The sequence below is a fragment of the Arthrobacter sp. TS-15 genome (assembly GCF_006964045.1).
Lineage (GTDB): Bacteria > Actinomycetota > Actinomycetes > Actinomycetales > Micrococcaceae > Arthrobacter.
The window spans coordinates 16726-42420 of sequence record NZ_SDXQ01000028.1; the positions used below are offsets into that span (position 1 = coordinate 16726).

23 protein-coding genes are annotated in these 25695 nt (G+C 63.3%); 15 read left to right on the top strand and 8 right to left on the bottom strand.

The annotated features are described in order from the left end of the window. Positions 1–6: 6 nt before the first annotated feature. Positions 7–411 (bottom strand): DUF6507 family protein, encoded by a 405-nt coding sequence (locus EU811_RS09650; RefSeq protein WP_142938252.1) that lies wholly within the window; start codon positions 409–411, stop codon positions 7–9. 259 nt (positions 412–670) lie between these two features. Here EU811_RS09650 and EU811_RS09655 point away from each other — a divergent pair, with 259 nt between their 5' ends. The 9 genes from EU811_RS09655 (at position 671) to EU811_RS09695 (ending at position 10330) form a co-directional block, all read left to right on the top strand. Beyond that, positions 671–2407 (top strand): nitrite/sulfite reductase, encoded by a 1737-nt coding sequence (locus EU811_RS09655; protein ID WP_142938253.1) that lies wholly within the window; start codon positions 671–673, stop codon positions 2405–2407. Continuing rightward, positions 2404–3156 (top strand): phosphoadenylyl-sulfate reductase, encoded by a 753-nt coding sequence (locus EU811_RS09660; protein ID WP_142938254.1) that lies wholly within the window; start codon positions 2404–2406, stop codon positions 3154–3156. Before EU811_RS09655 ends, EU811_RS09660 begins: the two co-directional genes overlap by 4 nt. Continuing rightward, positions 3153–4112, top strand: a complete 960-nt coding sequence (cysD, locus tag EU811_RS09665) for a sulfate adenylyltransferase subunit CysD (RefSeq protein WP_142938255.1) — start codon at positions 3153–3155, stop codon at positions 4110–4112. The genes EU811_RS09660 and cysD overlap by 4 nt, the downstream gene beginning before the upstream one ends. After that, positions 4113–5516, top strand: a complete 1404-nt coding sequence (locus EU811_RS09670) for a sulfate adenylyltransferase subunit 1 (protein ID WP_142938256.1) — start codon at positions 4113–4115, stop codon at positions 5514–5516. Positions 5517–5615: 99 nt separating this feature from the next. After that, on the top strand, positions 5616–6569 hold the full coding sequence (gene mmuM / locus EU811_RS09675; RefSeq protein WP_142938257.1) for a homocysteine S-methyltransferase: 954 nt from the start codon (positions 5616–5618) through the stop codon (positions 6567–6569). A gap of 155 nt (positions 6570–6724) precedes the next feature. Then, positions 6725–7870, top strand: a complete 1146-nt coding sequence (locus EU811_RS09680) for an ABC transporter substrate-binding protein (RefSeq protein ID WP_142938258.1) — start codon at positions 6725–6727, stop codon at positions 7868–7870. A 92-nt stretch (positions 7871–7962) separates the two neighbouring features. Further along, entirely contained in the window at positions 7963–8694 is a 732-nt protein-coding gene (locus tag EU811_RS09685) for an ABC transporter ATP-binding protein (protein WP_142938259.1), read from the top strand. Next, positions 8684–9628 (top strand): ABC transporter permease, encoded by a 945-nt coding sequence (locus tag EU811_RS09690; RefSeq protein WP_011775722.1) that lies wholly within the window; start codon positions 8684–8686, stop codon positions 9626–9628. Before EU811_RS09685 ends, EU811_RS09690 begins: the two co-directional genes overlap by 11 nt. Before the next feature lie 144 nt (positions 9629–9772). Then, positions 9773–10330: a dihydrofolate reductase family protein gene (locus EU811_RS09695; RefSeq protein ID WP_142938260.1), complete on the top strand. Its 558-nt coding sequence runs from the start codon at positions 9773–9775 to the stop codon at positions 10328–10330. Between the two features lie 238 nt (positions 10331–10568). On the opposite strand, the gene EU811_RS09700 is transcribed toward EU811_RS09695, so the two are convergent. The 3 genes from EU811_RS09700 to EU811_RS09710 all read right to left on the bottom strand — a co-directional run bounded on the left by EU811_RS09700 (position 10569) and on the right by EU811_RS09710 (position 14060). Beyond that, complete coding sequence (locus EU811_RS09700) at positions 10569–11180, bottom strand: DUF305 domain-containing protein (protein WP_142938261.1); 612 nt, start codon at positions 11178–11180, stop codon at positions 10569–10571. A gap of 158 nt (positions 11181–11338) precedes the next feature. Then, the gene (locus EU811_RS09705) at positions 11339–11887 is read right to left on the bottom strand and encodes a hypothetical protein (protein ID WP_142938262.1); all 549 of its coding nucleotides are present in this window, start codon (positions 11885–11887) and stop codon (positions 11339–11341) included. 43 nt (positions 11888–11930) lie between these two features. After that, positions 11931–14060 carry a heavy metal translocating P-type ATPase gene (locus EU811_RS09710; RefSeq protein WP_142938263.1) on the bottom strand — a complete coding sequence of 710 codons (2130 nt, stop codon included), beginning with the start codon at positions 14058–14060 and terminating at the stop codon, positions 11931–11933. Positions 14061–14256: 196 nt separating this feature from the next. On the opposite strand from EU811_RS09710, the gene EU811_RS09715 reads away from it, so the two are divergent. The 6 genes from EU811_RS09715 to EU811_RS09740 all read left to right on the top strand — a co-directional run bounded on the left by EU811_RS09715 (position 14257) and on the right by EU811_RS09740 (position 21565). After that, positions 14257–15300: an LLM class flavin-dependent oxidoreductase gene (locus EU811_RS09715; RefSeq protein WP_142938264.1), complete on the top strand. Its 1044-nt coding sequence runs from the start codon at positions 14257–14259 to the stop codon at positions 15298–15300. Between the two features lie 163 nt (positions 15301–15463). Next, positions 15464–16375 (top strand): glutaminase, encoded by a 912-nt coding sequence (locus tag EU811_RS09720; protein ID WP_142938265.1) that lies wholly within the window; start codon positions 15464–15466, stop codon positions 16373–16375. Between the two features lie 15 nt (positions 16376–16390). Next, positions 16391–17242: a DNA alkylation repair protein gene (locus EU811_RS09725; RefSeq protein ID WP_238703381.1), complete on the top strand. Its 852-nt coding sequence runs from the start codon at positions 16391–16393 to the stop codon at positions 17240–17242. A 90-nt stretch (positions 17243–17332) separates the two neighbouring features. Further along, entirely contained in the window at positions 17333–18610 is a 1278-nt protein-coding gene (gene cobA / locus EU811_RS09730; protein WP_142938266.1) for a uroporphyrinogen-III C-methyltransferase, read from the top strand. 20 nt (positions 18611–18630) lie between these two features. Further along, the gene (locus EU811_RS09735; RefSeq protein WP_142938267.1) at positions 18631–20097 is read left to right on the top strand and encodes an FAD-dependent oxidoreductase; all 1467 of its coding nucleotides are present in this window, start codon (positions 18631–18633) and stop codon (positions 20095–20097) included. Between the two features lie 88 nt (positions 20098–20185). Next, positions 20186–21565: an MBL fold metallo-hydrolase gene (locus tag EU811_RS09740; RefSeq protein ID WP_142938268.1), complete on the top strand. Its 1380-nt coding sequence runs from the start codon at positions 20186–20188 to the stop codon at positions 21563–21565. Between the two features lie 97 nt (positions 21566–21662). Here the strand turns inward: EU811_RS09740 and EU811_RS09745 are convergent, their stop codons facing one another. The 4 genes from EU811_RS09745 to EU811_RS09760 all read right to left on the bottom strand — a co-directional run bounded on the left by EU811_RS09745 (position 21663) and on the right by EU811_RS09760 (position 25627). Next, on the bottom strand, positions 21663–22040 hold the full coding sequence (locus EU811_RS09745) for a hypothetical protein (RefSeq protein ID WP_142938269.1): 378 nt from the start codon (positions 22038–22040) through the stop codon (positions 21663–21665). A gap of 103 nt (positions 22041–22143) precedes the next feature. Then, a complete protein-coding gene (locus tag EU811_RS09750; RefSeq protein ID WP_142938270.1) occupies positions 22144–22824 on the bottom strand; it encodes a FadR/GntR family transcriptional regulator in 681 nt (226 codons plus the stop codon). Then, entirely contained in the window at positions 22821–24107 is a 1287-nt protein-coding gene (locus tag EU811_RS09755; RefSeq protein WP_142938271.1) for an MFS transporter, read from the bottom strand. Before EU811_RS09755 ends, EU811_RS09750 begins: the two co-directional genes overlap by 4 nt. 77 nt (positions 24108–24184) lie before the next feature. Next, positions 24185–25627, bottom strand: coding sequence for a PucR family transcriptional regulator (locus tag EU811_RS09760; protein ID WP_142938272.1), 1443 nt, complete (start codon positions 25625–25627; stop codon positions 24185–24187). Between the last annotated feature and the right edge of the window lie 68 nt (positions 25628–25695).

The following is a 25695-nucleotide window of genomic DNA, read 5'->3' on the forward strand; positions in this document are numbered from 1 at the left end:
GCGTACTCAGCCGCGCTCGGGCGAACGGCGACCGCCCCACGACAGCGAGCCGCCGCCGTCGAGCCCCGAGACACGACCCAACCCTGACCCGTCGGCTGCCAGGGTGGATGCCGAGGCCTGCGCCTGTCGCGCCATGTCGGCGTCGGCCCGTACATAAGCCGTCAACGCGACCGCTGCGCCTTCGATGATGCGGTTGGACCGTCCGGCGATGGCTGTGAGGTGGGGGAGTACGGAGATCTCGGCGTACTCATGAAGGGCCTTGCCCACCAGACCACCGCCCACCACAGTGCCTGCGCCATCGAGCGAGGCGCCCAACCGTGCGGCAGCTTGGTTCTGCCCGTCCGCATCCGCCGCCGCGGTAGCCAGCACAGCCCGCGTACCGGCAGGGTCAATATCCCAGCTGATCGTCACCACATCCCCCCAAAACGGCTCCTCCGGGACCGGAAAAGCAGGACTTGAGAGGATGCTACTAATTCGTAGGGCCGGCATCGCAGCCCAGAAAAAACCCAAAAAAAGCGTCACGACGAGGGCCACCGCGCCACAATATGAACCTGCATAAGAAGCCCGCTGCAACAAGGCCGATGAAGCCTTCGTGACGAAATGTTTCCCTAGGTGACTTCGCGTTTCCGGACCTTTGCTGGCGAAAACTGGCCAGACCTACAGTCGATGTATGACAGATACAGCTGTAGCCGGTGCGTCGACTGAGACCACCAAGCGTCCGGCACGCACCCGCCCTGCCGCCAAGCCCCACGGCCAGTGGAAGGTTGACGGCACCGCGCCCCTCAATGCCAACGAAACTTGGAAGCAGGAAGACAACGGGCTGAACGTCCGTGAGCGCATTGAGTCTGTCTACTCCAAAGAAGGCTTTGATTCGATCGACGGCACGGACCTTCACGGCCGCTTCCGTTGGTGGGGCCTCTACACCCAGCGCAAGCCCGGGATCGACGGCGGCAAGACCGCAACGCTTGAACCGCACGAGCTCGAAGACAAGTACTTCATGCTGCGCGTGCGCATCGACGGCGGCGCGCTGACCACCGAGCAGCTTCGCGTTATTGGCCAGATTTCCGTGGACTTCGCCCGCGGCTCAGCGGACCTCACGGACCGGCAGAACATCCAGCTGCACTGGATCCGTGTTGAGGACGTGCCCGAAATCTGGCGCCGCCTCGAAGGCATTGGTCTGTCCACCACGGAGGCTTGCGGCGACGTTCCCCGCGTCATCCTCGGCTCCCCGGTTGCGGGCATTGCCAAGGACGAGATCATCGATCCCACACCGCTGATCCACGAGCTCGCCGAGCGTTTCATCGGCGACCCCGAGCTGGCTAACCTGCCGCGCAAATACAAGACCGCCATCACGGGCCACCCGTCCCAGGACGTGGTGCATGAGATCAACGACTTCGCCTTGGTGGGCGTCGTCCACCCCGAACTCGGTGCGGGCTACGACCTCTGGGTTGGCGGCGGCCTGTCCACCAACCCGCGTCTGGCCGAACGCCTGGGTGTGTTCGTTTCCGCCGACGTCGCCGCAGAGGTGTGGCTCGGCGTCACCAGCATCTTCCGCGACTACGGCTACCGCCGCATGCGCACCAAGGCCCGCCTGAAGTTCCTCATGAACGACTGGGGACCGGCCAAGTTCCGCCAGATCCTTGAGGACGAATACCTCGGCTTCAAGCTCCCGGACGGCCCTGCAGCTCCCAAGCCCACGGCTCCCGGCGACCACATTGGTGTTCATGAGCAGAAGGACGGCAAGTTCTTCATCGGCGTGACCCCGACTGTGGGACGCACGTCCGGCGAGGCACTCGTTACGCTGGCGGACACTTTGGAGAAGCACGGCAGCTACCGCCTGCGCACTACTCCTCACCAGAAGCTCGTGATCCTGGACGTGGCCAAGGAACAGGTTGAACCGCTCATCGCCGAACTGGACACTTTGGGCCTCTCGGCTCGTCCGTCCGTGTTCCGCCGCGGCACCATCGCCTGCACGGGCATCGAGTTCTGCAAGCTGGCCATCGTGGAAACTAAGGTCACCGCTGCTACGGCCATCGCTGAGCTGGAGCGCCGCTTGGCCGACCTCGTGGAAACCAAGCAGCTCCCGTCGGCACTGTCCCTCCACATCAACGGCTGCCCCAACTCCTGCGCCCGTATCCAGACGGCCGATATCGGCCTGAAGGGCATGATGCTGCCAACGCCCGACGGCGACCCCACCCCGGGTTTCCAGGTCCACCTCGGTGGCGGGCTGGCCAACAACGAGCGCGAGGAAGCCGGTTTGGGACGTACCGTCCGCGGCCTCAAGGTCACGGTGGAAGACCTGCCCGACTATGTGGAGCGCGTGGTCCGTAAGTTCGTCGCTGTTGGCGCCGAGGGCCAGACCTTCGCAGAGTGGGCACACTCGGCAGATGAAGGAGATCTCCAATGACAGATCCCGTCACCATTACCAACCTCGCCAGCGCACCAGCCCGTCCGGCGCTGCGTTCCCATGAGGAACTTAAGGCCCTGGCCGAATCCGGCGCCGCTGAGCTCGGCTGGAACGCTCCTGCTAGGGATGTCATCGCCTGGGTGGCCCGCAACTTCGAGCTGCCTACGGTCACGGTCGCCTGCTCCATGGCCGACGCGGTCCTGCCGGCTTTGGTCGCGGACCAGCTTCCCGGCGTCGATGTCTTGTTCCTGGAAACCGGCTACCACTTCAAGGAAACGTACGAGACGCGCGACGAAGTCGCGGCGAATCTCCGCGTCAACGTGGTGGACGTCCTTCCCGAAACCACTGTGGAACAGCAGGACCGGCTCCTGGGCAAGGACCTGTTCGCCCGCGACCCCGCCCAGTGCTGCGCGCTGCGCAAGGTCCAGCCGTTGCGCCGCTCGCTGGCCGGCTACGAGGTGTGGTTCACCGGTGTCCGCCGAGACGAAGCACCCACCCGCACCAACACGCCCGTGGTCACCTGGGATGAAGGCTTCGGCCTGGTCAAGGTGAACCCGATGGTCGACTGGACCTTCGATCAGCTGATCGAGTACTCCGAGGACAACATCCTTCCCGTCAACCCCCTCCTGAGCCAGGGCTACCCGTCCATCGGCTGCCAGCCCTGCACCCGCAAAGTGGCCCCGGGTGAAGACCCCCGCGCCGGCCGCTGGGCAGGTTCCGACAAGACAGAATGCGGACTACACACATGAGCACGTACACAACAGAGGAGTCCACGGTGGAAGTTGCAGCGGCAGTCGACGCCCCCTCAGCCGAGCGACTCTCCAGCTTGGACACCCTCGAGTCCGAAGCCATTCACATCATCCGCGAAGTTGTTGCCGAGTTTGAGAAGCCTGCGCTGCTGTTCTCCGGCGGCAAGGACTCCGTGGTCATGCTGCACTTGGCCACCAAGGCGTTCTGGCCGGGCAAGGTTCCGTTCCCGGTCCTGCACGTTGACACGGGCCACAACTTCCCGGAGGTCATCGACTTCCGGGACCGCACCGTTGAGCGCCTTGGCTTGAAGTTGGTTGTTGGCTCCGTGCAGGAGTTCATCGACCGCGGCGAGCTTGCCGAGCGCGCCGACGGCACTCGCAACCCGCTGCAGACCGTTCCGCTGTTGGATGCGATCCAGCGCAACAAGTTCGACGCCGTGTTCGGCGGCGGCCGTCGCGACGAGGATAAGGCCCGCGCCAAAGAACGCATCCTGAGCCTCCGTGACGAGTTCGGCCAGTGGGACCCGCGCAACCAGCGCCCCGAACTGTGGAACCTGTACAACGGCCGCCACACCGTGGGCCAGCATGTCCGTGCGTTCCCCATCAGCAACTGGACCGAGCTGGACATCTGGCGCTACATCGAACGCGAGAACATCGAGCTTCCCAGCCTCTACTACGCTCACGAGCGTGAAGTCTTCGCCCGCGACGGCATGTGGCGCGCTGTGGGCGAAGTTTCCCAGCCGCTGCCGCACGAGGAAGTCATCACCAAGCTGGTGCGCTACCGCACGGTGGGCGACATGTCCTGCACAGGTGCTGTCGAGTCCGACGCACGCACCGTGGCCGACGTCGTTGTTGAAGTCGCTGCCTCCACCCTGACCGAACGTGGCGCCACCCGAGCAGATGACCGCATCTCCGAGGCAGCCATGGAAGACCGCAAGAAGGACGGCTACTTCTAAATGACCACCGAAACATTGGCTGCCGGGCTGGAAACAGCCCTGCCCACAACCCTCTTCCGCTTCGCTACCGCCGGCTCGGTGGACGACGGCAAGTCCACTTTGGTGGGCCGCCTCCTCCACGATTCCAAGGCCATTCTTGCTGACACGCTCGACGCCGTTGCCCGCACCTCTGCGGACCGCGGCTTCGGCGGGGAAAAAGGTGGGATTGACCTGGCCCTCCTGACCGACGGCCTGCGTGCCGAGCGCGAGCAGGGCATCACCATCGATGTCGCCTACCGCTACTTCGCTACGGACCGCCGCAGCTTCATCCTGGCGGACTGCCCCGGGCACGTTCAGTACACCAAGAACACGGTGACCGGCGCGTCCACTGCGGATGCCGTCGTCGTACTCATTGACGCCCGCAAGGGTGTGCTGGAGCAGACCCGCCGGCACCTGTCCGTGCTGCAACTGCTTCGGGTTGCCCACGTCATTGTGGCCGTGAACAAGATCGACTTGGTGGACTTCAGCGAGCAGGTGTTCCGCGACATCGAAGCGGACGTGCAGAAGGTTGCCCGAGAACTTGGCCTTGGATCCGACGGAGTCGCTGACCTGCTGGTGGTGCCGGTGTCGGCCCTTGATGGCGACAACGTGGTGGACCGCTCTGAGCGCACCCCTTGGTACACGGGCCCGGCACTGCTGGAGGTCCTCGAAACCCTCCCTGCTGCTGACGAGCTTGAGGCCGAACTGGAGAGCTTCCGTTTCCCGGTCCAGCTGGTGATCCGCCCGCAGGGCGCCCTGGCTCCGGATGCTGTTGCTGGTGGGCTCGATGTGGAGGCGTACCGCGATTACCGCGCCTACGCAGGCCAGATCACCGAAGGCTCCGTGAAGGTTGGCGACGAAGTTTCTGTGATCAGCCCGGGCCACGAACCTCGCACCACCACGGTGATCGGCATCGACTTTGCCGGTCAGTCGCTGGAGGAAGCTGCTGCTCCGCAGTCAGTGGCCGTCCGTTTGGCCGACGAGATCGACATCGCCCGTGGCGACACTATCGCCGCTGCCGGAACTGTCCGCGAAAGCACAGCTGACCTGTATGCCTCGCTCGCATGGCTTTCACCGAAGCCGCTCCGCGAAGGCCAGAAGGTCCTGGTGAAGCACGGTACGCGCACCGTCCAGGCACTGGTTCGCAACGTCACGGGCAAGCTTGACCTGGCCACGTTCAACGTGGAGCCCGCGACCAATCTGGAGCTCAACGACATCGGACACGCACAGCTGCGCCTGTCCGCTCCGTTGCCGCTGGAGAACTACCTGCACCACCGCCGCACCGGCGCTTTCCTGGTGATCGACCCCATCGACGGCAACACCCTTGCCGCTGGTTTGGTGAAGGACCACCCCGGCGACCACGAAGACGAACGTTACGTCATCTAGGGACACACACAGTCACAAAACCGCAGCTTGTTCGCGACTCCTCACGTTGTACGGCGGGAATTTCGAACAGGCTGCGGTTTTCTTTTTGGGGAAGGACCCATGCCACAGAACACCTCGCTCAGCACTCTCCTCAACGCCGGCACGGACCTGGTCCTGGACGGTGCTTTGGCCACGGAACTGGAGGCCCACGGATGCGACCTGGAGGACGCATTGTGGTCGGCCAAGGTCCTGCTGGAGCAGCCGCACCTGATCAAGCAGGTTCACCGGGACTACTTCGACGCCGGGGCCTCCGTGGCCATCACAGCCAGTTACCAGGCGACGCCGCAGGGTTTCGCACGGCGTGGCCTGTCCGTTGAAGAGTCGTTGGAGCTGGTGGCTTTGAGCGTCCGTTTGGCCGACGAAGCACGGCAGGAAGCCTTGGCGGAAGGTTCAGCGAGTGGGCCTTTATTGGTGGCCGGATCCGTTGGCCCGTACGGCGCCTACCTCGCTGATGGCTCTGAATACCGCGGCGATTACACGCTTTCCGCCGCGGAATTCCGGGACTTCCACCGCCCGCGCATCTCTGCGCTCGTGGAGGCCGGTGCGGATTTCCTGGCATGCGAGACCCTGCCGTCGTACGCCGAAGCAGAGGCGCTCTTGGCGCTCGTGGCGGAGTTCGACGTCGAATCCTGGTTTACGTTCACGCTGCGGGACAGCGGCCACATCAGTGACGGAACGCCGATCGCGGACGTGGCTGCGTTGCTCAGCGCGGAACCGCGGGTGGCCGCCGTCGGCGTCAATTGCGTGCCGCTGGAACTGGTGACCGAAGCGCTTGGCAACCTTCAGAAGTCCTCGACCAAGCCGCTGGTGGCGTACCCGAATTCGGGGGAGACCTACGATGCTGTGACCAAGACGTGGGGTCCTTCGGAGGGCGTTCAAGGTAACGGAACTTTGGCGGGCAACGCAGCTTTTTGGCTTGACCGGGGCGCCCATCTCATAGGTGGATGCTGCCGCACAACTCCACGCGACATTGAAGGCCTAGCAGCGAATATGACGCCACGTGAACCTGCGTGAACCTTGATTTCTACGGGATTGAAGCCGAAATATGACAGTCCCTACTGTGAAGGCATGACCTCTCCGGAATGGTCCTTGCTTGCCCTCGACGGGCGATGTCACGGGGCCTGATCTTCGCCCCTCTCGCATCCCACATCTCCTAAGGACCCACCCCCATGGCTAACACACCCGAGTCGCCCAACACGGGCACCACCCGCATCGTCGCCGGTGAATCCGCATCCAAGCCCAAGCGCCGCCGCACATTAGAGATCGGCTTGGCTGTCGGCCTCGTGCTGCTGATCGGTGCAGGCGCTGCAGTTGCTTCCGCTGTCTCGCAAAACAACCAAGCTGCACCGGCACCCACCACCACGCCTGCAGCCGAACTCAAACTCGGATACTTCAGCAACGTCACGCACGGCCCCGCGCTGGTAGGCACCAGCCAGGGCCTCATTGCCAAGGAACTTGGCGAAACCAAGCTCAGCACCCAGGTCTTCAACGCCGGCCCCGCCGCAATCGAAGCCTTGAACGCCGGCGCCATCGACGCCACGTACATCGGCCCGAACCCGGCCATCAACTCCTTCGTCAAGAGCAAGGGCGAGTCCATCAGCATCATCGCCGGTGCCGCTTCAGGCGGTGCCCAGCTGGTGGTCAAGCCGGAGATCACCTCCGCAGCCGACCTCAAAGGCAAGATCCTCAGCTCCCCGCAGCTCGGCGGAACCCAGGATGTGGCCCTCCGAGCCTGGTTGGGCGATCAAGGCTTCAAGACCAACACCGATGGCAGCGGCGACGTGAACATCAACCCCACCGAGAACGCCCAGTCGCTGAAGCTCTTCCAAGACGGAAAGCTCGACGGCGCGTGGTTGCCTGAGCCTTGGGCCTCCCGTCTGGTGCTCGAAGCCGGAGCGAAGGTGTTGGTTGACGAGAAGGACCTCTGGGAGAACGGTGACTTCACTACCACCATCCTGATCGTGAACAAGAAGTTCGCTGCCGAACACCCGGAAACCGTGAAGGCGCTCCTGAAGGGCCACGTTGAATCCGTGAACTGGCTCAACTCGGCCTCGGCTGAGGAGAAGGCGACCACCATCAACGCGGTTCTCAAGGACACGGCAGGCAAGCCGCTTCCCGCGAACGTGATTGAACGCGCTCTGCAGAACATCAAGTTCACCACCGATCCGCTGGCTGGAACCTACAACAAGCTCCTGGAAGACGGCGTCAAAGCCGGAACCACTCAGAAGGCCGATATCAACGGCATCTTCGACCTTCGCACATTGAACGAGGTTGAAGGCAAGAAGACCTCAGCTGCAGGTCTCGGCCAGGACTAAGCAGTAACAGGCTGGTCCGCTTCCCAATAAACGGGGGAGCGGGCCGGCCTTTGGCCGCATCAGCTCTACCAATCAACACGAAGGACGGGACCATGCCAGTCGTACTCGAGAACCTGGGCAAGCGCTTCGGCGACGGCGCCCCGGTGCTGGACGACGTCAACGCCACCATCGCGCAGGGCGAGTTCGTTGCCCTCCTCGGTGCGTCCGGCTGCGGCAAGTCCACCCTGCTGAACATCATGGCGGGACTGGAAAGGCCGACGTCGGGCGCTCTTGAAGTACCCAGCGACGGTGCCGCCTTCATGTTCCAGGACGCGTCCCTGTTCCCTTGGCTGACCGCGCGCGGAAACATTGAGTTGGCGTTGCAGCTTGCAGACAAGTCCAGCACCAAGGGCAGCCGGCGTGCCCGCGCCACGGAACTCTTGGAACTGGTGCATTTGGGCGGCGCGGGGGATAAGCGTCCCCACGAACTGTCAGGCGGCATGAGGCAGCGCGTTGCCTTGGCTCGCTCCTTGGCTCAGGACCGTCAGTTGCTGCTGATGGACGAGCCGTTTGCTGCCCTTGACGCCATCACCCGCGACCTTCTGCACGATGAACTTGAGCGGATTTGGAAGGAAACGGGCCGGACCATCGTGTTCGTTACCCACAACGTCCGCGAGGCCGTTCGCCTGGGCCAACGCGTACTGCTGCTTTCCTCGCGTCCCGGCCGTGTGGTGGCCGAATGGGACGTCACCGAAGAGCACCGCACCGATGCCGGGCGCGCAGGGGAGCTCACCGGAACCATCACGCGCCGCCTTCGCGAGGAGATCCGCCGCCATGCCAAGTAACCCCATCACCACCGAAGAGCGGACCCTTCCCGTGACAGATTCCAAAGAGCACATCACCTCGCCGTCGCTGAAGGGCAACGCCTCGGAACTCCGGGACCTTGAAGCAGGCCTGGACAACCTCCAGTCGGACAGCGGACGTAAAGCCGGCATCGAATGGAAACGGGTACTGCTGCCTGTTGCCGCCTTGGTGGTCCTGATTCTTGCGTGGCAGTTCTACGTATCCCTCGAGTTCAAACGACGTGACCTGGTTCCCGGGCCCCTGGACGTTCTCACCCAGTTCGTCACTATGTGGGGCGAAGGTAAAGTCCAGGAAGCAGTGTGGACATCGCTGCAGCGTGGTGTGATCGGCTTCCTGATTTCGGTGGTCATCGCTACCCCCGTGGGGTTGATCCTGGCTCAAGTGGCTCCCTTGCGCCGTGCGTTCGGGCCGCTCATTTCCGGTTTGCAGGTGCTCCCTTCCGTGGCATGGGTTCCCGCTGCCATCATCTGGTTTGGCCTCACTGACGCCACCGTCTACTTCGTGGTGTTCATGGGCGCTATCCCATCCATCATCAACGGGCTCATCTCCGGTGTGGACCAGATCCCGCCGCAGTACCGCAGTGTGGGCACAGTTCTCGGAGCGAACCGTCTCCAGATGGCACTGCAGATTGTCCTGCCAGCAGCTCTTCCCGGGTACATCGGCGGCTTGAAGCAGGGCTGGGCCTTCTCCTGGCGCTCACTCATGGCCGCAGAGATCATCGCAGTGGGCGGAACGATTGGGTTCGGCCTGGGCTCGCTGCTGGATCAGGGGCGTTTGCTCTCCGACATGACAATCGTGATGTCCGCGATCCTGCTGATCCTGTTTGTGGGAATCCTGATCGAACTGCTTGTGTTCGGGCCCATTGAGAAGCGTTTGCTGCAGCGTCGGGGTTTGCTGGCGGGAAGCAGCCGCTAACCCTCCGGAGTTTTCGTACACATAATGCCCTTAAGAGCACTTCTTAGGGGCATTATGTGTACACAAACTCCTGTTCGCGGGTTCACACCCCATCGGCTTCTGGCTCCCCTTCCTCCGCTCTCTGCGCGCACCTAGAATCGTCGAATGGGCCTTCTAACGTTTAGTATCAACGTCACTCTTGATGGTTGCGTCGACCACCGGGAGGGAATCGCGGACGACGAGACTCATGCCCTCTTCACCCGTCTCCTGGAGCAGGGCGGTGCAATGCTCTGGGGCCGTACTACCTACGAAATGATGGAGAGCTATTGGCCCTTGGTGGCAAGCGGTGAAGTAGACGCACCGCCAGCGTTGCGGGAGTGGGCGCTGACCCTGGAGACAATACCCAAGTACGTCGTATCGTCCACGCGCACCGACTTCCCTTGGACCAATAGCCACCACCTTGTTGGCGATCTGCGCACGGCGGTGCAGGATCTCAAGGACAGGACCCCCGAGGGCGTGCTGGTCGGCAGCGGCAAACTAGCCACAGAACTGGACCGCCTAGATTTAATCGACGAATACAAATTCCTTATCCAACCCATGATCGCTGGCCACGGGCCCACTTTGTATCAGGGCGGGCTGCCCAGCACCCGGCGCCTCAAGCTTGTCTCATCGGAGCCGCTCAGCAACGGCGCGGTCTACATGCACTATCGACGAGCTGATTGAGGGCCGGGCCCGCACCGCGCACCCTTTCCGTTACCCGTGTCCGCCTGTTGGATGGCGGACGCGTGCCCGTTTCCGTCGGACGCACCTTTTTGGCGTGGGGACCGCTCCCTCTCGCGCCTTCCGCGCCAGAGGTTACGGGGGCGCCAGGCGGTAGAGACTGCGGTGCCTGGCGGAAAACCCGACGCGAACGCACGACGGCGACCTGCCGCCGTCGTGCGTTCGCCGTGCAACAGGCCTGCTAGAGGGTGGCCAGCAGGGTTTTCATCTCCTGGATCTCCTTCTCCTGCGAGGTCACGATGTCCTTGCTCAACTGGATGGCCTCCGGGAACTTGCCTTGGTTGATCTCCGTCTTGGCCATGCTGATGGCGCCTTCATGGTGGGCAATCATCTGTGAGAGGAAGAGCTTGGACGCTTCCGTGCCCTGGGCTTCACTGAGTTTCTGGAGTTCGCTTTCGCTGAGCATGCCGTCCATGCCGTGGCCGCCATGGCCTGAGGAACCCATGACCGGCATGTTCCAGCTCTGGAGCCAGCCCGTCATCTTCTCAATTTCGGGTGCCTGAGCCGCTTTGATCTTATTGGCCAACTCCGTTACTGCGGCAGGAATGTTGGCCTTTGCGAGCATGGCATCGGACATCTCCACCGCTTGGGCATGATGGGGAATCATCATCTGGGCAAACATGACGTCCGCCGCGTTGTGATCTGCGGAGCTGCTGCTCGCGGGCGCACTGGCGTTGCCGTGACTCATTCCCGGCATGGAGCCTGGTCCGGGCGGAGTTGCGCTGCAGCCGGCCACAGCGAGTGACAATGCCACGGCTGCTGTAGTAAGGGGGAAGAACTTCTTGGCATTCATGTGTAAGTTTCCTTTGGGGTACCTCGGTGGCGCGGTGATCGTCAGGGGGAACGGCACCGCATGTGCAAATTGGTCATCAGTTGTGGACAGACAGCGCTGGAAGCTCTCTGTTGGCATAGCTAAGCCCCTCCGCCGGAGCGAGGAGCATTTAGCCCGGCCTATGTTCTGCTGATGGACAATTCGCCCGGCGAGGGACTGCGAGGAGAGTGTGTGGGAGGCGCCAGCGCGGCATTTCCTGTTGCCGTGGTCAGTCGTACCAACCACACCGGCCTGCCGGGGTCGGGTGCTGCCATGCTGCTGGCGGCCACATTGGGAATGCAATGGACGCTGACGGAATGCCCTTCCGCGCAATTGCCTGAGCACAAGCATTGCGAGAGATCCATGTCCGATGCTGCCGGAATTTCACCGGGTAACGTAGACGGGCTTCCGGATGCGGGGTCTTTCTCGGCGACGGGCTTCCCGTGATCGGAGTGGTCGTGGGAATTGGCGCCGTAGCTGACGGGCGTGGACGTCGCGGCTCCGTGGCTTACGGCTACGGTCCCACTGGGGTCGGCTCCGGGATTCACGGAAGCGGCGTGCGCTGGATGCGAAGCATGGGCACCGGCCACTATATGCATGCCCAGGATCCCAGTGATGAGGGCCAGCACAGCAGTCACGAGGGCAACCCTGAGCACTGCTGATGCGGTGCCGGATCGTTGTGTCGTCATGACAACCCTCCTCCCTGATGTGCTGGCTTTAAGGCTACTGGCATTAGCGAACCTGTGCAGGGTTGAGTTTTATCCGGCGCAGCATCTGGGCGTTCAGCGCCACCACGATGGTGGATACGGACATCAGAACGGCTCCGGCGGCGGGGGAAAGGACAATCCCCGCGAATGCCAGAACTCCCGCCGCCAATGGAACGGCGATGATGTTATAGCCGGTGGCCCAAACGAGGTTCTGCCACATTTTCCGGTAGCTCGCGCGTGACAGATCAACCATGGAAAGAACGGCCCGGGGGTCGTTTCCAGCCAGGATCACTCCGGCCGACTCCATGGCGACGTCGGTCCCGGCACCGATGGCTATCCCGACCTCGGCCCGGGCTAGCGCGGGAGAATCGTTCACCCCGTCCCCGACCATGGCCACTTTGAGCCCGCGTGCTTGAAGCTCAGCCACTTTCTTATCTTTGTCCGCCGGAAGAACTTCGGCGAAGACTTCATCGATCTGCAGCTCGTTGCCAACAGTGGCGGCGACTTGGGAGGCGTCTCCGGTGATCATTGCCACCTTGATGCCGCGTCGCTGCAGTGCGGACACTGCCTGCCTGGATTCTGCACGGATTGCGTCCTCCATGCTGATCGCCCCCACTATGCGGTTGTCTTCAACAATGTGCAGGACAGCTGCGCCGCGATCCATCCACTCCTGCGTGGAGGCCGCAAGTTCATTCGGTTCCACCAGGGCCAATTCGCGTAACAACGCCGGGCCGCCGACGTATACCGGGCGCCCGTTGACTACTGCGCGTGCTCCCCGGCCTGTCATGGAAACGAAATCCGTTGCAGGCGGGACATCAAGACCCCTGCTGCCTGCGGCCCGCACAATGGCCCGGGCCACGGGGTGCTCGCTGGCTGCCTCGACCGCCGCGGCCAAAGCAAGCAGCTCCTCAGGATCGGTTCCTGCTGCCGCCGCAATGTCGCTCACCTCTGGTTGCCCTTTCGTCAGGGTGCCGGTCTTATCGAACAAGACAACATCCACTCCGCGCATCCGTTCCAACGCGATCCGGTTCTTGATCAAGACACCGGCCCGTGCAGCCTGTTCGGTGGAAATTGCGATGACCAACGGAATAGCCAGACCGAGGGCATGAGGGCACGCAATGACCAGCACTGTAACAGTGTGGGTTACAGCCTCCGGAAGGTTGCCGAGCAGAGTCCAGGCTGCGAAGGTCACGATGGCGGCCGTGGTGGCGAAATAGAACAGGAATGCTGCGGCACGGTCCGCGAGCGCCTGCGCCTTCGAGGACGACGCCTGCGCTTCAGCAACCAGCCGCTGAATGCCTGCCAGGGCTGTCTGGTCGCCGACTGCAGTGAGGGACACCCGGACGGTATTGTCGGTGGCTACGGTCCCGGCCACAACGGGATCATCCGCTCCGCGCAGCACGGTCTTCGATTCGCCCGTAATCATGGATTCATCAAACTCGGCTTGGCCGTCCACGATCGTGCCGTCAGCCGGCATGCGTGCCCCTGACCGGACCAGGACCATGTCTCCTGCTTTGAGGGTGGCTACCGGAACTGTGGTGATTCCGCTGTCTGTGATGAGTTCGGCCTCGTCAGGCAGTAACGCGGCCAGTGCGTCCAATGCGCCTTGCGCGGAACCCAGGGCGCGCATCTCTATCCAGTGGCCCAGCAGCATGATGGCTACCAGCAGCGCCAGTTCCCACCAGAAATCGAGGTCGAAGTTTCCAAGGCGCAGGCTGGTTGCCCAGGATGCCGCAAAAGCCACGGAAATGGCCATGCTGATCAGTAGCATCATCCCGGGTTGCCGGGACTTGAGTTCTTTTAGTCCGCCCTTGAGGAACGGCAGGCCTCCGTAGAAGTAGATCACCGTGCCAAGGACCGGTGGTATCCATGCGGAGCCGGGGAATTCCGGGGGCATGTAACCCAGGAGGTGGGCAAACATTGGGCTGAAATAGACAACAAAAGCGGACAGTACCAAGGTCAGCCAGAACCGGTCCTTGAACATGGCTGTGCTGTGCCCTGCGTGCTGGCCGTGGCTGTGAACGGCGTGGTCGTCGCGGTCCTGGTGTCCCAAGGCGTTGGACGTTTGTGCCGGGGAGTGTTGGTGGACTGCGTGGGTGTGACCACCCGGGCCGGGGCTGTTCTCCTTGAGCGGTGGTTGGTGGTGATGTGCCATTTTGGTCTCCTCCGAAGACGGCCGCGGCTTTGCCGGACGTCGCGGGCCAATGTGGTTGGAACCAGCTTGTGGGCTGGATCCTGACAACACCTTCACTATACCCCCGGGGGGTATCAATTACAACTATTTTCGGCTGAGTAGGGCAAGCAATGAGACCCCATGGAATTCCCTCGCCCCCCGCACGGTTGTCCTGAGCATGCACAAGAAACGGATCGGCTTCCTCTCCTTCGGACACTGGGCGCGTGTACCTGGCTCATTGGTTCCCACGGCCGGGGAGGCCCTGAAGCAGGGGATTGAACTCGCTGTCGCGGCGGAGGAACTGGGCATAGACGGGGCTTTCTTCCGGGTCCACCATTTCGCCCGGCAGCAGGCTTCTCCCTTCCCGCTCCTCAGCGCGATCGCGGCCAGGACCAGCCGGATCGAAATCGGCACAGGCGTGATCGACATGCGCTACGAAAACCCGCTCTACATGGCCGAGGAAGCCGCCGCCACGGACCTCATCAGCGATGGGCGTCTGCAGCTCGGCGTGAGCCGCGGTTCACCCGAGCCTGCCCGGAACGGCGCCGCGAACTTTGGCTACGTCCCAGCCGACGGTGAGGATGGCGGAGACATGGCGAGGCGTCACACGGCGCTGTTCCGAAAAGCCATCGCCGGGCACGGTGTTGCCGAAGCCGATCCACACTACGCTGGCGGAGCCACGGGGCTGCTACCCATCCAACCCCAGTCACCGGGCCTCCCACAGCGGATCTGGTGGGGAGCCGGCACCCGGAAAACTGCCGTGTGGGCCGCAGAGCAGGGCATGAACCTTATGAGCTCCACACTCCTCACCGAGGACACAGGCGTGCCGTTTGATGAGTTGCAGGCCGAACAGATCCACATGTTCCGTGAGGCCTGGGCCGCAGCCGGGCACGACCTTGAGCCGAGGATCTCCGTCAGCCGCAGCGTGATCCCGATCGTGGACGAGGTGGACAACCACTACTTCGGCCTCCGCGCCCAAGCCGACAGCAAGGACCAAGTGGGCGTCCTCGACGGCGCGCTGTCCCGCTTCGGCAAAAGCTACATCGGGGAGCCGGATCAGTTGGCAGAGGAACTTGCCAAGGACGCTGCGGTTCAAGCGGCTGACACCGTGCTGCTCACTGTGCCCAACCAGCTGGGAGTGGATTACAACGCCAAGCTCCTGAGGAACGTAGCAAAGCACGTAGCCCCTGCCATCGGATGGAGTCCACACCTGGCCACATAACCTATGGCTGTGCGTAACGTCCCCGCGTGTACGCCAGCGGTCCACACGGAGCCGCTTTAAGGCAGGTAGTGTTGCTGGCTGTGTGTTGTTGCGCCAAGAGCGCGCGAACACTTGTCAGTCCCTTCAACGGCGAGGGGGCTACGCAGAAAGCAAAGGTTATCCCGTGGACATTCAAAACCTTCTCGAAGACATTGTCGGGGCGGTTCAACCGCACATCGGCCAAGGCAAAGTAGCGGACTATATCCCGCAACTCGGCGCAGTAGACCCGCATCAATTCGGGATCTCGGTAGTCACCCGGGAAGGCGATGTCTTCTCCGCAGGGGACGCCCATGTGGAATTCTCCATTCAAAGCATCTCCAAGGTCTTCGCCCTCGCCCTGGTGTTGGCTGCCGATGGCGACCACATCTGGAAGAGGGTTTTCCGTGAACCGTCGGGCAACCCCTTCAACTCACTGGTTCAGCTCGAGAGCGAGGACGGCATTCCCCGGAACCCGTTCATCAACGCCGGAGCCATTGTGGTGACGGACAGGCTCCTTAGCCTGACGGGCAACGCCGCCCACGCCGTCCGGGACCTGATGCGCCAAGAGACCGGCAACACCGGCGTCGACACGGATCACCGCGTGGCGTCCTCCGAATTGGGCAAAGGGCACCGCAACGCCTCGCTGGCGCATTTCCTGGCGAGCTGCGGCAACTTGGAAAACCCCGTGGAGGAGGTCCTGAACTCCTACGCCGAGCAATGCGCCCTGGCCATGACGTGCGAAGACCTGGCGCTCGCAACCCGGTTCCTTGCATCCAACGGTTTGGGTGCAGACGGGACACTGGTGCTTTCCCCCGCGCAGACCAAAAGAATCAACGCTGTCATGCTCACCTGCGGTACCTACGATGCTGCGGGCGAATTCGCGTACAGGGTGGGGCTGCCGGGCAAGAGTGGCGTCGGCGGAGGGATAGTGGCCGTGGTGCCCAACAAGTGCTCCATCAGTGTGTGGAGTCCCGGCCTGGGAAGGTCGGGCAACTCGGTGGCTGGTGTGGCCGCGCTGGACGAATTCACTACGCGTACTGGCTGGTCGGTCTTTTAGGCGCATTATTGAGGGATGACCCCCAAGTCCGGAAAGACCCCAGACACCGGTAAGAAACTCAACACCGGGAAGACGGCCACCGCTGCCAAGGCCCCCAAGGCAGGCAAGTCCCCAAGAGCCGCGCTGGCGCCTGGCACCCAGCCCACCGCCGTCGAGTTTCTGGCACGGCTGCAAGTGCGGCAGTCCGACGTCGAACAGGCCAAATACCAGCGGTATTTCAAGACGGGCCAGGGAGACTATGCCGAGGGTGACTTTTTCCTGGGCGTCCGCATGGGCGAGGTTTTCACTCTCGGCAAGGAGTTCGCAGCCATGCCCCCGAAGGAGATTGAGGAACTCCTGGAGCAGGACATCCACGAGGCAAGGGCCGGGGCCGTGAAGATCATGGCCCTGCAAATGCAGAAAAAGAAGACCACTGAAGATCGGCGCAGGGAACTTTACGAGCTGTATCTGCGCAGGCACGACCGCATCAACAACTGGGACCTTGTTGACCTGGGTGCCGGACGGGTTGTGGGTGGGTGGCTGATGGATAAGCCGCGCGATCCCCTCTATCACTTGGCCCGTTCGGAGGACATGTGGGAGCGCCGGACAGCGATCGTGGCGACGTCGGCGTTCATCCGCGAAGGCCAGCTGGACGACACTTTCGCCATCGCCGAGATCCTGCTCCATGACACTGAAGACCTCATTAACAAAGCCGTGGGTGGTTGGGTCCGGGATGCCGGGCGCAGTAGCCGCGAGCGCCTCCTGGCTTTCTTGGATGAACACGCTGCCACCATGCCGCGGACGGCGCTTCGTTACGCGATCGAGCACCTCGGCAAGGAGCAGCGGGCCTATTACTTGAGGCTCAGGGACAGTGTTTCTCCGACTTGAGCGGGGAATTATGTGACGTTGGATTACCCAGCGTTACCGGGTGTTTCCGAGCCTTTGAAGCATGTTACGGAGCCGCCCTACAGTTTTTTCATGGCAATACAGGACATTTACCCCACCGCCCTGCGGCTGCTCGGCCGCCCGGTGCTGGTGGTTGGCGGCGGCCCCGTTGCGCAGCGTCGCGCCAAGGGACTGCTCGACGCCGGTGCTGAAGTCACCGTGGTCGCACCCGTTGCCACCGAAACACTTCGCGGTCAGGCAGCATCCGGGCTTCTCACCTGGGAGCCGCGCGAGTACCGCACCTCGGACCTCGACGGCGTCTGGTTCGTCCAGACCGCCACTGGCACAGCCGCTGTGGACACCCAGGTAGCGGCCGACGCCGAAGCTCAGCGCGTCTGGTGTGTCAACGCCTCTGATCACGAAGCATCCGCTGCCTGGACGCCGGCCGTTGCCGTGGTGGACGACGTCAAGATCGCCATCAATGCCGGGGGAGACCCTCGCCGCGCCATGGCCCTTCGCAACGCTGTTGCCACCGCACTGGAAACGGGTGATCTTCCGCTCCGCCGGCACCGTAAGCTGGACGCCGCCGGCAAGGCACCCCTTGGCTCTGTGGCTTTGGTGGGTGGCGGCCCCGGCGACTCGGGACTCATCACCGTCCGCGGCCGACGCCTGCTGGGCCAGGCCGACGTCGTAGTGGCGGACCGTCTTGGCCCCCGTGAGCTGCTGAAAGAACTCGCTCCGGATGTCCGCGTGATCGAGGTAGGCAAGACGCCCGGCCATCATCCCGTGCCGCAGCTGGAGATCAACCGCATCCTGGTGGAGGAAGCCCTGAAGGGCAACCGCGTGGTCCGCCTCAAAGGCGGCGACCCCTACGTCCTGGGGCGCGGAGGCGAGGAAGCAGAATTTTGCCGGCAGAACGGCGTCGAGGTTGAAGTAGTGTCCGGCGTGACGTCGGCAATCTCGGTTCCGGCCGCCGCCGGTATCCCGGTGACGCACCGTGGCCTGGCCAAAGGCTTCAGCGTGGTGACCGGCCACGAAGAGCTGTCCGAAGTCCCCGCACGCCCCGATCACACTGTGGTTTTGCTCATGGGAGTGGCGCAATTGCGTGATTCCGCGGCTGCGCTGGCAGGCTCGGGTCTGCCTTTGGACACGCCAGTAGGTATCGTAGAGAACGGGTATTTGCCGGATCAGCGCGTCACCATCGGCACTCTGGGCACCATTGCGGACCAGGCGGAAGCCGTCGGCGTGGCCAACCCGGCGGTCATTGTGATCGGCGATGTGGTCCGTGTCAGCCCCTTTGCCCCGCAACATTTCAAGACCGCTGACTACAGCACTATTACCCCCAACCGTCCCCGCGTCCGCAGTAACTGAGAAGAAGAAGGAACACAGCCGTGTCAATTAGCACCCCCGTAGGTTCTGCGGACCGTCCGCTTCGCGTCGCCGTCATCGGCTCCGGCCCGGCCGGCGTGTACGCAGCGGACATCCTGACCAAGAGCGAGGCCGTCAAGAGCGGCGAACTCACGGTCAGCATCGACCTCTTCGATCGCTACCCGGCACCGTACGGCCTGATCCGCTACGGCGTCGCACCGGACCACCCCCGCATCAAGGGCATCGTCAACGCCTTGCACAAGGTTCTGGACCGCGGCGACATCCGCTTCTTCGGCAACGTGGACTACGGCACGGACATCTCCATTGAGGACCTCCGCAAGCACTACGACGCCATCATCTTCGCCACCGGCGCCATCAAGGACGCGGACCTGAACATCCCGGGCATCGAACTTGAGGGTTCCTTCGGTGGCGCGGACTTCGTTTCCTGGTTCGATGGACACCCGGACGTTCCCCGCGAATGGCCGCTGGAGGCCACCGAAATCGCTGTCCTCGGCAACGGCAACGTGGCCCTGGACGTAGCGCGTGTTCTTTCCAAGCACGCTGATGACCTGCTGGTCACCGAAATCCCGGACAACGTCTACGCCGGCCTGAAGGCCTCACCCGTTACGGACGTGCACGTCTTCGGCCGCCGCGGCCCGGCACAGGTGAAGTTCACCCCGCTGGAACTCCGCGAACTCTCGCACTCCAAGGACGTAGACATCATCCTCTACGCCGAGGACTTCGAATTCGACGAAGAGTCCGACCGCCAGGTCCAGACGAACAACCAGATCAAGACCATGGTTGGCACGCTCACCAACTGGATCGCCGAGCAGCCCGAGGACCTCTCCGAGCTGAAGGCTTCCCGCCGCCTGCACCTTCACTTCCTGCACAGCCCGGTGGAGATCGTTGACTCCGCCGAGACTCCGGGCAAGGTTGCCGGCATCAAGTTCGAGCGCACCGAACTGGACGGCACGGGCAACGCCCGCGGCACCGGCGAGTTCGTCGACTACCCGGTCCAGGCCGTGTACCGCGCAATCGGCTACTTCGGTTCGGCCCTGCCGGACGTCGAGTTCGACCACAAGAAGGGCGTCATCACCAACGACGGCGGCCGCGTCCTGGACGCCGACGGCCAGCACGTCCCGGGCCTCTACGCCACGGGCTGGATCAAGCGTGGTCCCGTAGGCCTGATCGGCCACACCAAGGGCGACGCCCTGGAAACCGTCACGTACCTGCTGGAAGACCGCGAGAACCTGCCGGTTGCCGAGGTTCCCGCAGCTGATGCAGTGGTTGATCTCCTGGACTCCCGCGGCGTGAAGTTCACCAGCTGGGAAGGCTGGCTGGCACTGGACGCCCACGAGCTCGCCCTCGGCGCCGCAGCAACCGAGGCCGGCACCTCCCACGGTGTTGAGGTCAAGCGTGAGCGCATCAAGGTTGTACCGCGCGAGGACATGGTCAACATTTCCCGTGATGGCGTAGCCGCACAGGTCTAGTCGTTCCTTGCAGGGCGGGGTCACTCATTTGGGTGGCCCCGCTCCTGTTTAAACCCAGCGGTTCTGGGCCTCAGCGGTACCCTGAAGCATGGATGTCGTCGTCATCGAAACTCCTCCGTTGGGCGACCGCAGCTACCTTGTGCACGACGGCGATGTGGCTCTGGTAGTTGATCCCCAACGAGACATTGACCGGGTGGAAGCCGCTGCGCGGGACTCGGGAGTCCGTATTACGCACGTGGCCGAAACCCACCTCCATAACGACTACATCACCGGCGGGTTGGTGCTGGCCGAAAAACACGGGGCTGCCTATCTGGTGAACGCCGAGGACCACGTCACGTTCACCCGTGTCCCCGTTTCCGATGGCCAGGTCCTCCGCGTCGGCCGCCTCTTGGTCACCGTGGTGGCGACTCCCGGGCACACCCATACGCACCTGTCATATGTGGTGCGGGATGTAGCGCACGACGGCGGCCCGGAGGCTGTGTTTTCCGGCGGCAGCTTGCTCTACGGCTCGGTGGGGCGGACGGACCTGGTCTCGCCCCATGACACCGCGACGCTGGCACACCATCAGTATTCATCGGTCCGTCGATTGGTGTCCTCGGCTCATCCAGACGCTCCGCTCTACCCGACCCACGGCTTCGGATCCTTCTGCTCGACCGGGCCTGCCAGCCGCCAGGAATCGTCAACCATTGGCGAGCAAGCTCTCTCCAACCACGCACTGACGGACCCTGACGAGGACCACTTTGTTGCAGAGTTGCTGGAGAATCTCACGGCGTACCCCGCGTATTACGCCCACATGAGCCCTCTCAACGCCGCCGGTCCGGGCGCAGCGGACCTGTCCGTGCCGGATTCCGTGGATGCCGGTGAGCTGGGCCGGCGGTTGAGGGCCGGGGAGTGGGTGGTGGATTTGCGGCACCGCGTAGCCTTCGCGGACAGCCATCTCCAGGGCAGCGTGAGTTTTGAGTACGGCCGCGGAGAGAATTTCACCAGCTACCTCGGCTGGGTGATCCCGTGGAACCAGCCACTGACGTTACTGGGGCCTTTGGCGGAAGTGGAAAAGGCGATCCGCGATCTGGCGAGGATCGGCATCGACAGCCCGGATGCCGCCGTCGGGCCTGACCCAACACCTCTGGAGATTGGGGCGCTGGCGCCGGAGTCTCCCCGTGCCAGATACCCGCACGGGGACTGGACGTTGCTGTTGAGGGAGCGGAACCCTGAGGACGTGGTCCTGGATGTTCGCCGTCCGGATGAGTTCGGGACCTCGCACGTGGCGGGTGCGCTGAACATCCCCGTTTACGAGCTCCTGGGGAGGATCACGGAGGTACCGGATGCCCGGATCTGGGTGCACTGCGCCACTGGATACCGGGCGGGTGTTGCCGCGAGCCTGCTGGACCGGGCCGGGCGCGACGTGGTGCTGGTCAATGCGAGGTTCAGGGACGCGGCCGGGGCGGGGATCGAGGTGGCAACCTGATGCGTTGCGGTCCTGTCCTGACTGGGGCCAGGCTATTCCAAGCCATCAAGGCGGCGCAGCGCACCGATCCGGTGCAGAGGTACCAGCAGGGTACGCCTTATGGCGTTGCCTCATAGGTCCGGATTTTTGTGATCGCTGCGGTCTTTGCGGTGTTCGCGAAACGAAGCACATGGCAGAAGTTCACCACCTGACCGTCTTTGAACAGCGTCACGCCGTCAATGCTTGCTTCCCTGCCGTGGGTGATGACCGAGAGAACACGTAGCTCGACGGCCGGGCTCCTCGGCTCGGCATTGGCAAGAATTGCAGGTAGGCCCCGGGATGCTGCCTTTCCCAGAACGTCCCACTCGGCATCGGGAGAGAGCAGCGATTCCAGTTCTGTTGAATCAGCGCCTGCGAGAGCTACGGCTAAGCGGCGGGCAACCTCATGCCGAGGCGCGTTACCGCAGTTGGGTTCGGTGTGAACGCGGATGACCATACGACCAGTTTGGACTTTTCCTGAGGGCACGTGTCAACCGGACACGCCCTGAGTCGTTCCTCAGCATCACCTTCATCGTCTTCGTCGCCTTCATCGCCGAAAGTTACCGAGGCGCTGAGTCCGAGCAGTAATCCAGATTCCGGTACACGCTCTGCACGGCGGCATCGGGATCATGTGCTTCGAGGGCATCAACCAATTCGTCGTGGCCTTCGCGAGGGATGCCATTGAAGCCACCCTTGCGTTGCTGGCGCAGGAGATCGTTGTGGAAGACGCCGCCGAAGGAAGCGTAGAGCTGGTGCAGTAGCGGATTGCCGGAGGCCAGGGCTACGCGCTCGTGGAATTCCCAGTCGGCGCTGGCCCAGGTGGGGTAGTCCCCGGCCTGCCAGGCATCGTGCCGGAGGGCAAGGAGGCGCCGCATCTCGGCCAGGTCTTCGGTGGTGGCATGCTTGGTGGCCAGACGGGCTGCTTGGGTGTCCAGGCCCAGGCGGACTTCCACGATATGTTCCTGGGTGTGCTCCAGGTACATGCGCTGGGCTGCGCCGGACATCTCGCTGTTGGCCCTGACGTAGGTGCCATCGCCGCGGCGGACTTCCAGCATGCCGGAGTGGGCCAGCGCCTTGATGGCTTCGCGGAGGGTGCCGCGCGAAACGCCCAGTGTGGACATGAGCTCGGGCTCGGCAGGAATTCGCTCCTGGAGCGGCCATTCACCGGACTTGATCATGTCCCGCAGCTTGGCGGTGATCTCCTCGGCAAGGGCCGGGCGATGCGAAGGCGTAAGGGTCATGCTGTCCTCGGTCCGGTCTTGGTGGCAGTGCGCTTACTGGTGAGCATGTGGCAAGTAACCATGAGCGCCACGGCAACCACCGACAGCAGGCTCAGGGGCAACACCCAGCCGCCGGTCGCGCTGTGGAGAAGTCCCATGCCAAAGGGACCAATTGCCGCAATCAAGTATCCCAGCGATTGGGCGATGGTGGAGAGCGCGGTGGTTTCCGCCGTCGAACGTCCGCTGCGGCTGATGATCACCAGAACCAGCGGGAAAATGCCCAAGCCCAACCCGAAAAGAACAGCAGGGACAACGGCCAACGACGTCGGCAGCCAGAGCATGGCGGCAATGGCCACCAGCGTGGAGCTGCTGGCGAGATACAGTGCGGGGCGCAGCATTCCCGGGCGGGAGCCGAAGGCTAACAGGATCATGCCGGCGGCAACGGACACCAGCTGCATCACGCCAAACTGCAGGCCGCTTTCGGAGGCGCTGAGGCCTTGGGACGTGAGGATGTATGCAAACCAGCTCATCACGGCGTAGGCAAGGAACGCCTGGAAGGTGAAGATCGCGGTGATCAGGATGCCCAAGCGGGTGCGCAGGAGAGGCCACATGGAGACCCTTGGGCGATCAGTTTTGGTGGTGTTCCGGTGAGTGTGCAGGACTACCGGCAGGAATCCAAGCAGGGCCGCGACGCCCAGCAAGCCCCAGGCAGCCAGGCCCATGGACGGGGAACCGAGCTCCTGGGCCAAGGGAACGCTGACGACTGCGGCGAAGGTGGCGCCGCCGGACATGGTGAAGGTATAGAGGCCTGTCATCATGGAGGTGCGCTCGGAGTAGTGCTCGCGGATGAAGGACGGCATGGCCACGTTGCACACGGCGAGGCCGGACATCGCCAGGACGGTGCCTCCGAGGAGTGCACCTGTTACCGGAACGCCGCGGACCAGCAGGCCGCCAGCCAGCAGTGCCAGCGCAATTGCGATGGCTTTCTCCACACCCACCCGACGCGTGAGCCATGACGTTCCCATGCCCGCAACCGCAAAGCACAACAGCGGAATGGACGGCAGGATGGAGGCCACCAACGCGCCATAGCCCAGCACTTGCTGCAGATCGTGGAACAGGGCAGCGGCACTGGTGATGCCTGCCCGAAGGTTCAGGCCGATGAGCACCACGGCAATAATGCCGACGACGGCGACGACGCGCGTCTTGGGAGCCGAAGGGTTCGCAAGGACTGCGGGGGCAACCTGGGCGCTGCTCACAGTAGGGATGTTTCCGGTGCTGGGGGTAAGAGGAGTCGTCGCGGCCATACCTAAAGGTTAGACGTTTGACGTCTAATGTCTAGAACTTTGTGGTGAACCTCTCCGCGCTGGTGATTTTCGGGGGACTACCGCGGGTTGCGCGAACCCAGCCGCTGCACGGCAAGGGCAAGCCATAGCTGCACCCGGTCTTGCGTCTGTGAGGGGTCGTAGCCCGTCAGTTCTGTGATTTGCGCCAAACGGTAACGCACCGTATTGCGGTGCAGGGTCAAGGCCTCGGCGACGGCGGCCACTGACCCATTGTGGTTCAGGTAGCTTTCCAGCGTGGTCACCAGTTCGGCGCCGTGGGCGGCATCGAACTTCCGCAGCGGCGTGAGGGACTCGCTGGCCATATCCGCCAAAGGAACATCCTCGCTGGCGAGCAACAGCGACGTCAGGCTCAGCCGTTCAGGTTCGTTGACCGGCAAGCCGTGCGCCACGGCGTCGCGCGCTTCAAAGTAGCTCCAGCGCAGGCCGTTTGGCTTCGTGTAGGCACCGCCGATGCCGATCACGGCGTGGATTCCGGCCTCCTGCAAGTGATCACTGAGGCTTTTGGCCAGAGCGGTGGCCGAGCTGCCGTCGTCGTTGATGACCGTGACCAGGTCCTTCCCGACGACGGCGCTCACGCCGGCTTCCAGCGCCTGGGGCAGGGAAATGCTGACCAGCTGCTTGTGGTGTGCTGTGGACTCCGCCACGAGCACCACGTTCTTCCTGGTGCTGTTGATGCCCACTCCAGCCAGGCGCCGGGCGGCCTCGATGCTCTCCAGGGTGCCGTGGATAACGTCGTCCAGCACTTGCCCGGCCATGGCGCGCTGGGACTGGCGCTGCTTGACCATGTTGTTGAGCTCAACGCTGATGAGGTTCTGCGCGTAGCTGACTATCCCGGAGTCCACAAAAGGCTGCCTAAGCCACAGCGTGCAGGCATCCCTGCGGCCGGTGGGAATCGGATACGAAGCCCAGCCGTCCGCCGTCGGGGCCGGTTTCCCAGCCACGCTGTTGTAAAGCTGCGCGCTGAACTGGGTGAGCACCACGTCGGTGCGGAGCATGCTGCCTAATTGTTTGAGGAGCTCGTTCAGGCCGCCGCCGGTGAGGAGCGAGCGTGCCAGGATCTGGTGCCCGGCAAGGAGTCGCTCCAAGTTGGAGTAGTGGTCAGCCGAATGCGATTCCGCCACCAGTTTGCCGATGGCTATGAAGGGGGTCTCGTAGGGGACTTCCACCAGCGGTAAACCCCAGCGGTTGGCTTCGGCGATGAGGGCTTCCGGAACGGACTCGTGGGTGAGGCCGATGCCGAAGCCGATCCCCACCGCGCCGGCGCGCTGGGCCTGACGAACGAACCGCCGCTGGTCCGCGGCGCTCTTGAGGCGGAGCCCGGTGGTAAGGACCAATTCGCCGCCGCTGAGGAAGCGCTGGGGATCTTCCAGTTCCGTCACGGCAACCCAGCTGATGTCCTGGTTCCAGGTAGTTTCGGCAAGGCCGGCCTGGCGGAGTTTCAGGGAAGGGACAGCGACGAGCGAAGCGAGGGACATTGCCATGCTTTAAAGCCTAACCCGGCACTGGTCAAGCGCACTAAGCGGAGGGTTCTTGTGTGTGCAGCTGGCTA

What these genes read in the sequence shown, in the direction of transcription:
- EU811_RS09755 (WP_142938271.1), bottom strand. Translation starts at nt 24,107, where the DNA reads ATGGCCGCGACGACTCCTCTTACCCCCAGCACCGGAAACATCCCTACT.
- EU811_RS09670 (WP_142938256.1), top strand. Translation starts at nt 4,113, where the DNA reads ATGACCACCGAAACATTGGCTGCCGGGCTGGAAACAGCCCTGCCCACA.
- EU811_RS09705 (WP_142938262.1), bottom strand. Translation starts at nt 11,887, where the DNA reads ATGACGACACAACGATCCGGCACCGCATCAGCAGTGCTCAGGGTTGCC.
- EU811_RS09690 (WP_011775722.1), top strand. Translation starts at nt 8,684, where the DNA reads ATGCCAAGTAACCCCATCACCACCGAAGAGCGGACCCTTCCCGTGACA.
- EU811_RS09700 (WP_142938261.1), bottom strand. Translation starts at nt 11,180, where the DNA reads ATGAATGCCAAGAAGTTCTTCCCCCTTACTACAGCAGCCGTGGCATTG.
- EU811_RS09680 (WP_142938258.1), top strand. Translation starts at nt 6,725, where the DNA reads ATGGCTAACACACCCGAGTCGCCCAACACGGGCACCACCCGCATCGTC.
- EU811_RS09695 (WP_142938260.1), top strand. Translation starts at nt 9,773, where the DNA reads ATGGGCCTTCTAACGTTTAGTATCAACGTCACTCTTGATGGTTGCGTC.
- EU811_RS09685 (WP_142938259.1), top strand. Translation starts at nt 7,963, where the DNA reads ATGCCAGTCGTACTCGAGAACCTGGGCAAGCGCTTCGGCGACGGCGCC.
- EU811_RS09710 (WP_142938263.1), bottom strand. Translation starts at nt 14,060, where the DNA reads ATGGCACATCACCACCAACCACCGCTCAAGGAGAACAGCCCCGGCCCG.
- EU811_RS09725 (WP_238703381.1), top strand. Translation starts at nt 16,391, where the DNA reads ATGACCCCCAAGTCCGGAAAGACCCCAGACACCGGTAAGAAACTCAAC.
- EU811_RS09655 (WP_142938253.1), top strand. Translation starts at nt 671, where the DNA reads ATGACAGATACAGCTGTAGCCGGTGCGTCGACTGAGACCACCAAGCGT.
- EU811_RS09750 (WP_142938270.1), bottom strand. Translation starts at nt 22,824, where the DNA reads ATGACCCTTACGCCTTCGCATCGCCCGGCCCTTGCCGAGGAGATCACC.
- EU811_RS09660 (WP_142938254.1), top strand. Translation starts at nt 2,404, where the DNA reads ATGACAGATCCCGTCACCATTACCAACCTCGCCAGCGCACCAGCCCGT.
- EU811_RS09745 (WP_142938269.1), bottom strand. Translation starts at nt 22,040, where the DNA reads ATGGTCATCCGCGTTCACACCGAACCCAACTGCGGTAACGCGCCTCGG.
- cobA (WP_142938266.1), top strand. Translation starts at nt 17,333, where the DNA reads ATGGCAATACAGGACATTTACCCCACCGCCCTGCGGCTGCTCGGCCGC.
- EU811_RS09740 (WP_142938268.1), top strand. Translation starts at nt 20,186, where the DNA reads ATGGATGTCGTCGTCATCGAAACTCCTCCGTTGGGCGACCGCAGCTAC.
- EU811_RS09715 (WP_142938264.1), top strand. Translation starts at nt 14,257, where the DNA reads ATGCACAAGAAACGGATCGGCTTCCTCTCCTTCGGACACTGGGCGCGT.
- cysD (WP_142938255.1), top strand. Translation starts at nt 3,153, where the DNA reads ATGAGCACGTACACAACAGAGGAGTCCACGGTGGAAGTTGCAGCGGCA.
- EU811_RS09760 (WP_142938272.1), bottom strand. Translation starts at nt 25,627, where the DNA reads ATGGCAATGTCCCTCGCTTCGCTCGTCGCTGTCCCTTCCCTGAAACTC.
- mmuM (WP_142938257.1), top strand. Translation starts at nt 5,616, where the DNA reads ATGCCACAGAACACCTCGCTCAGCACTCTCCTCAACGCCGGCACGGAC.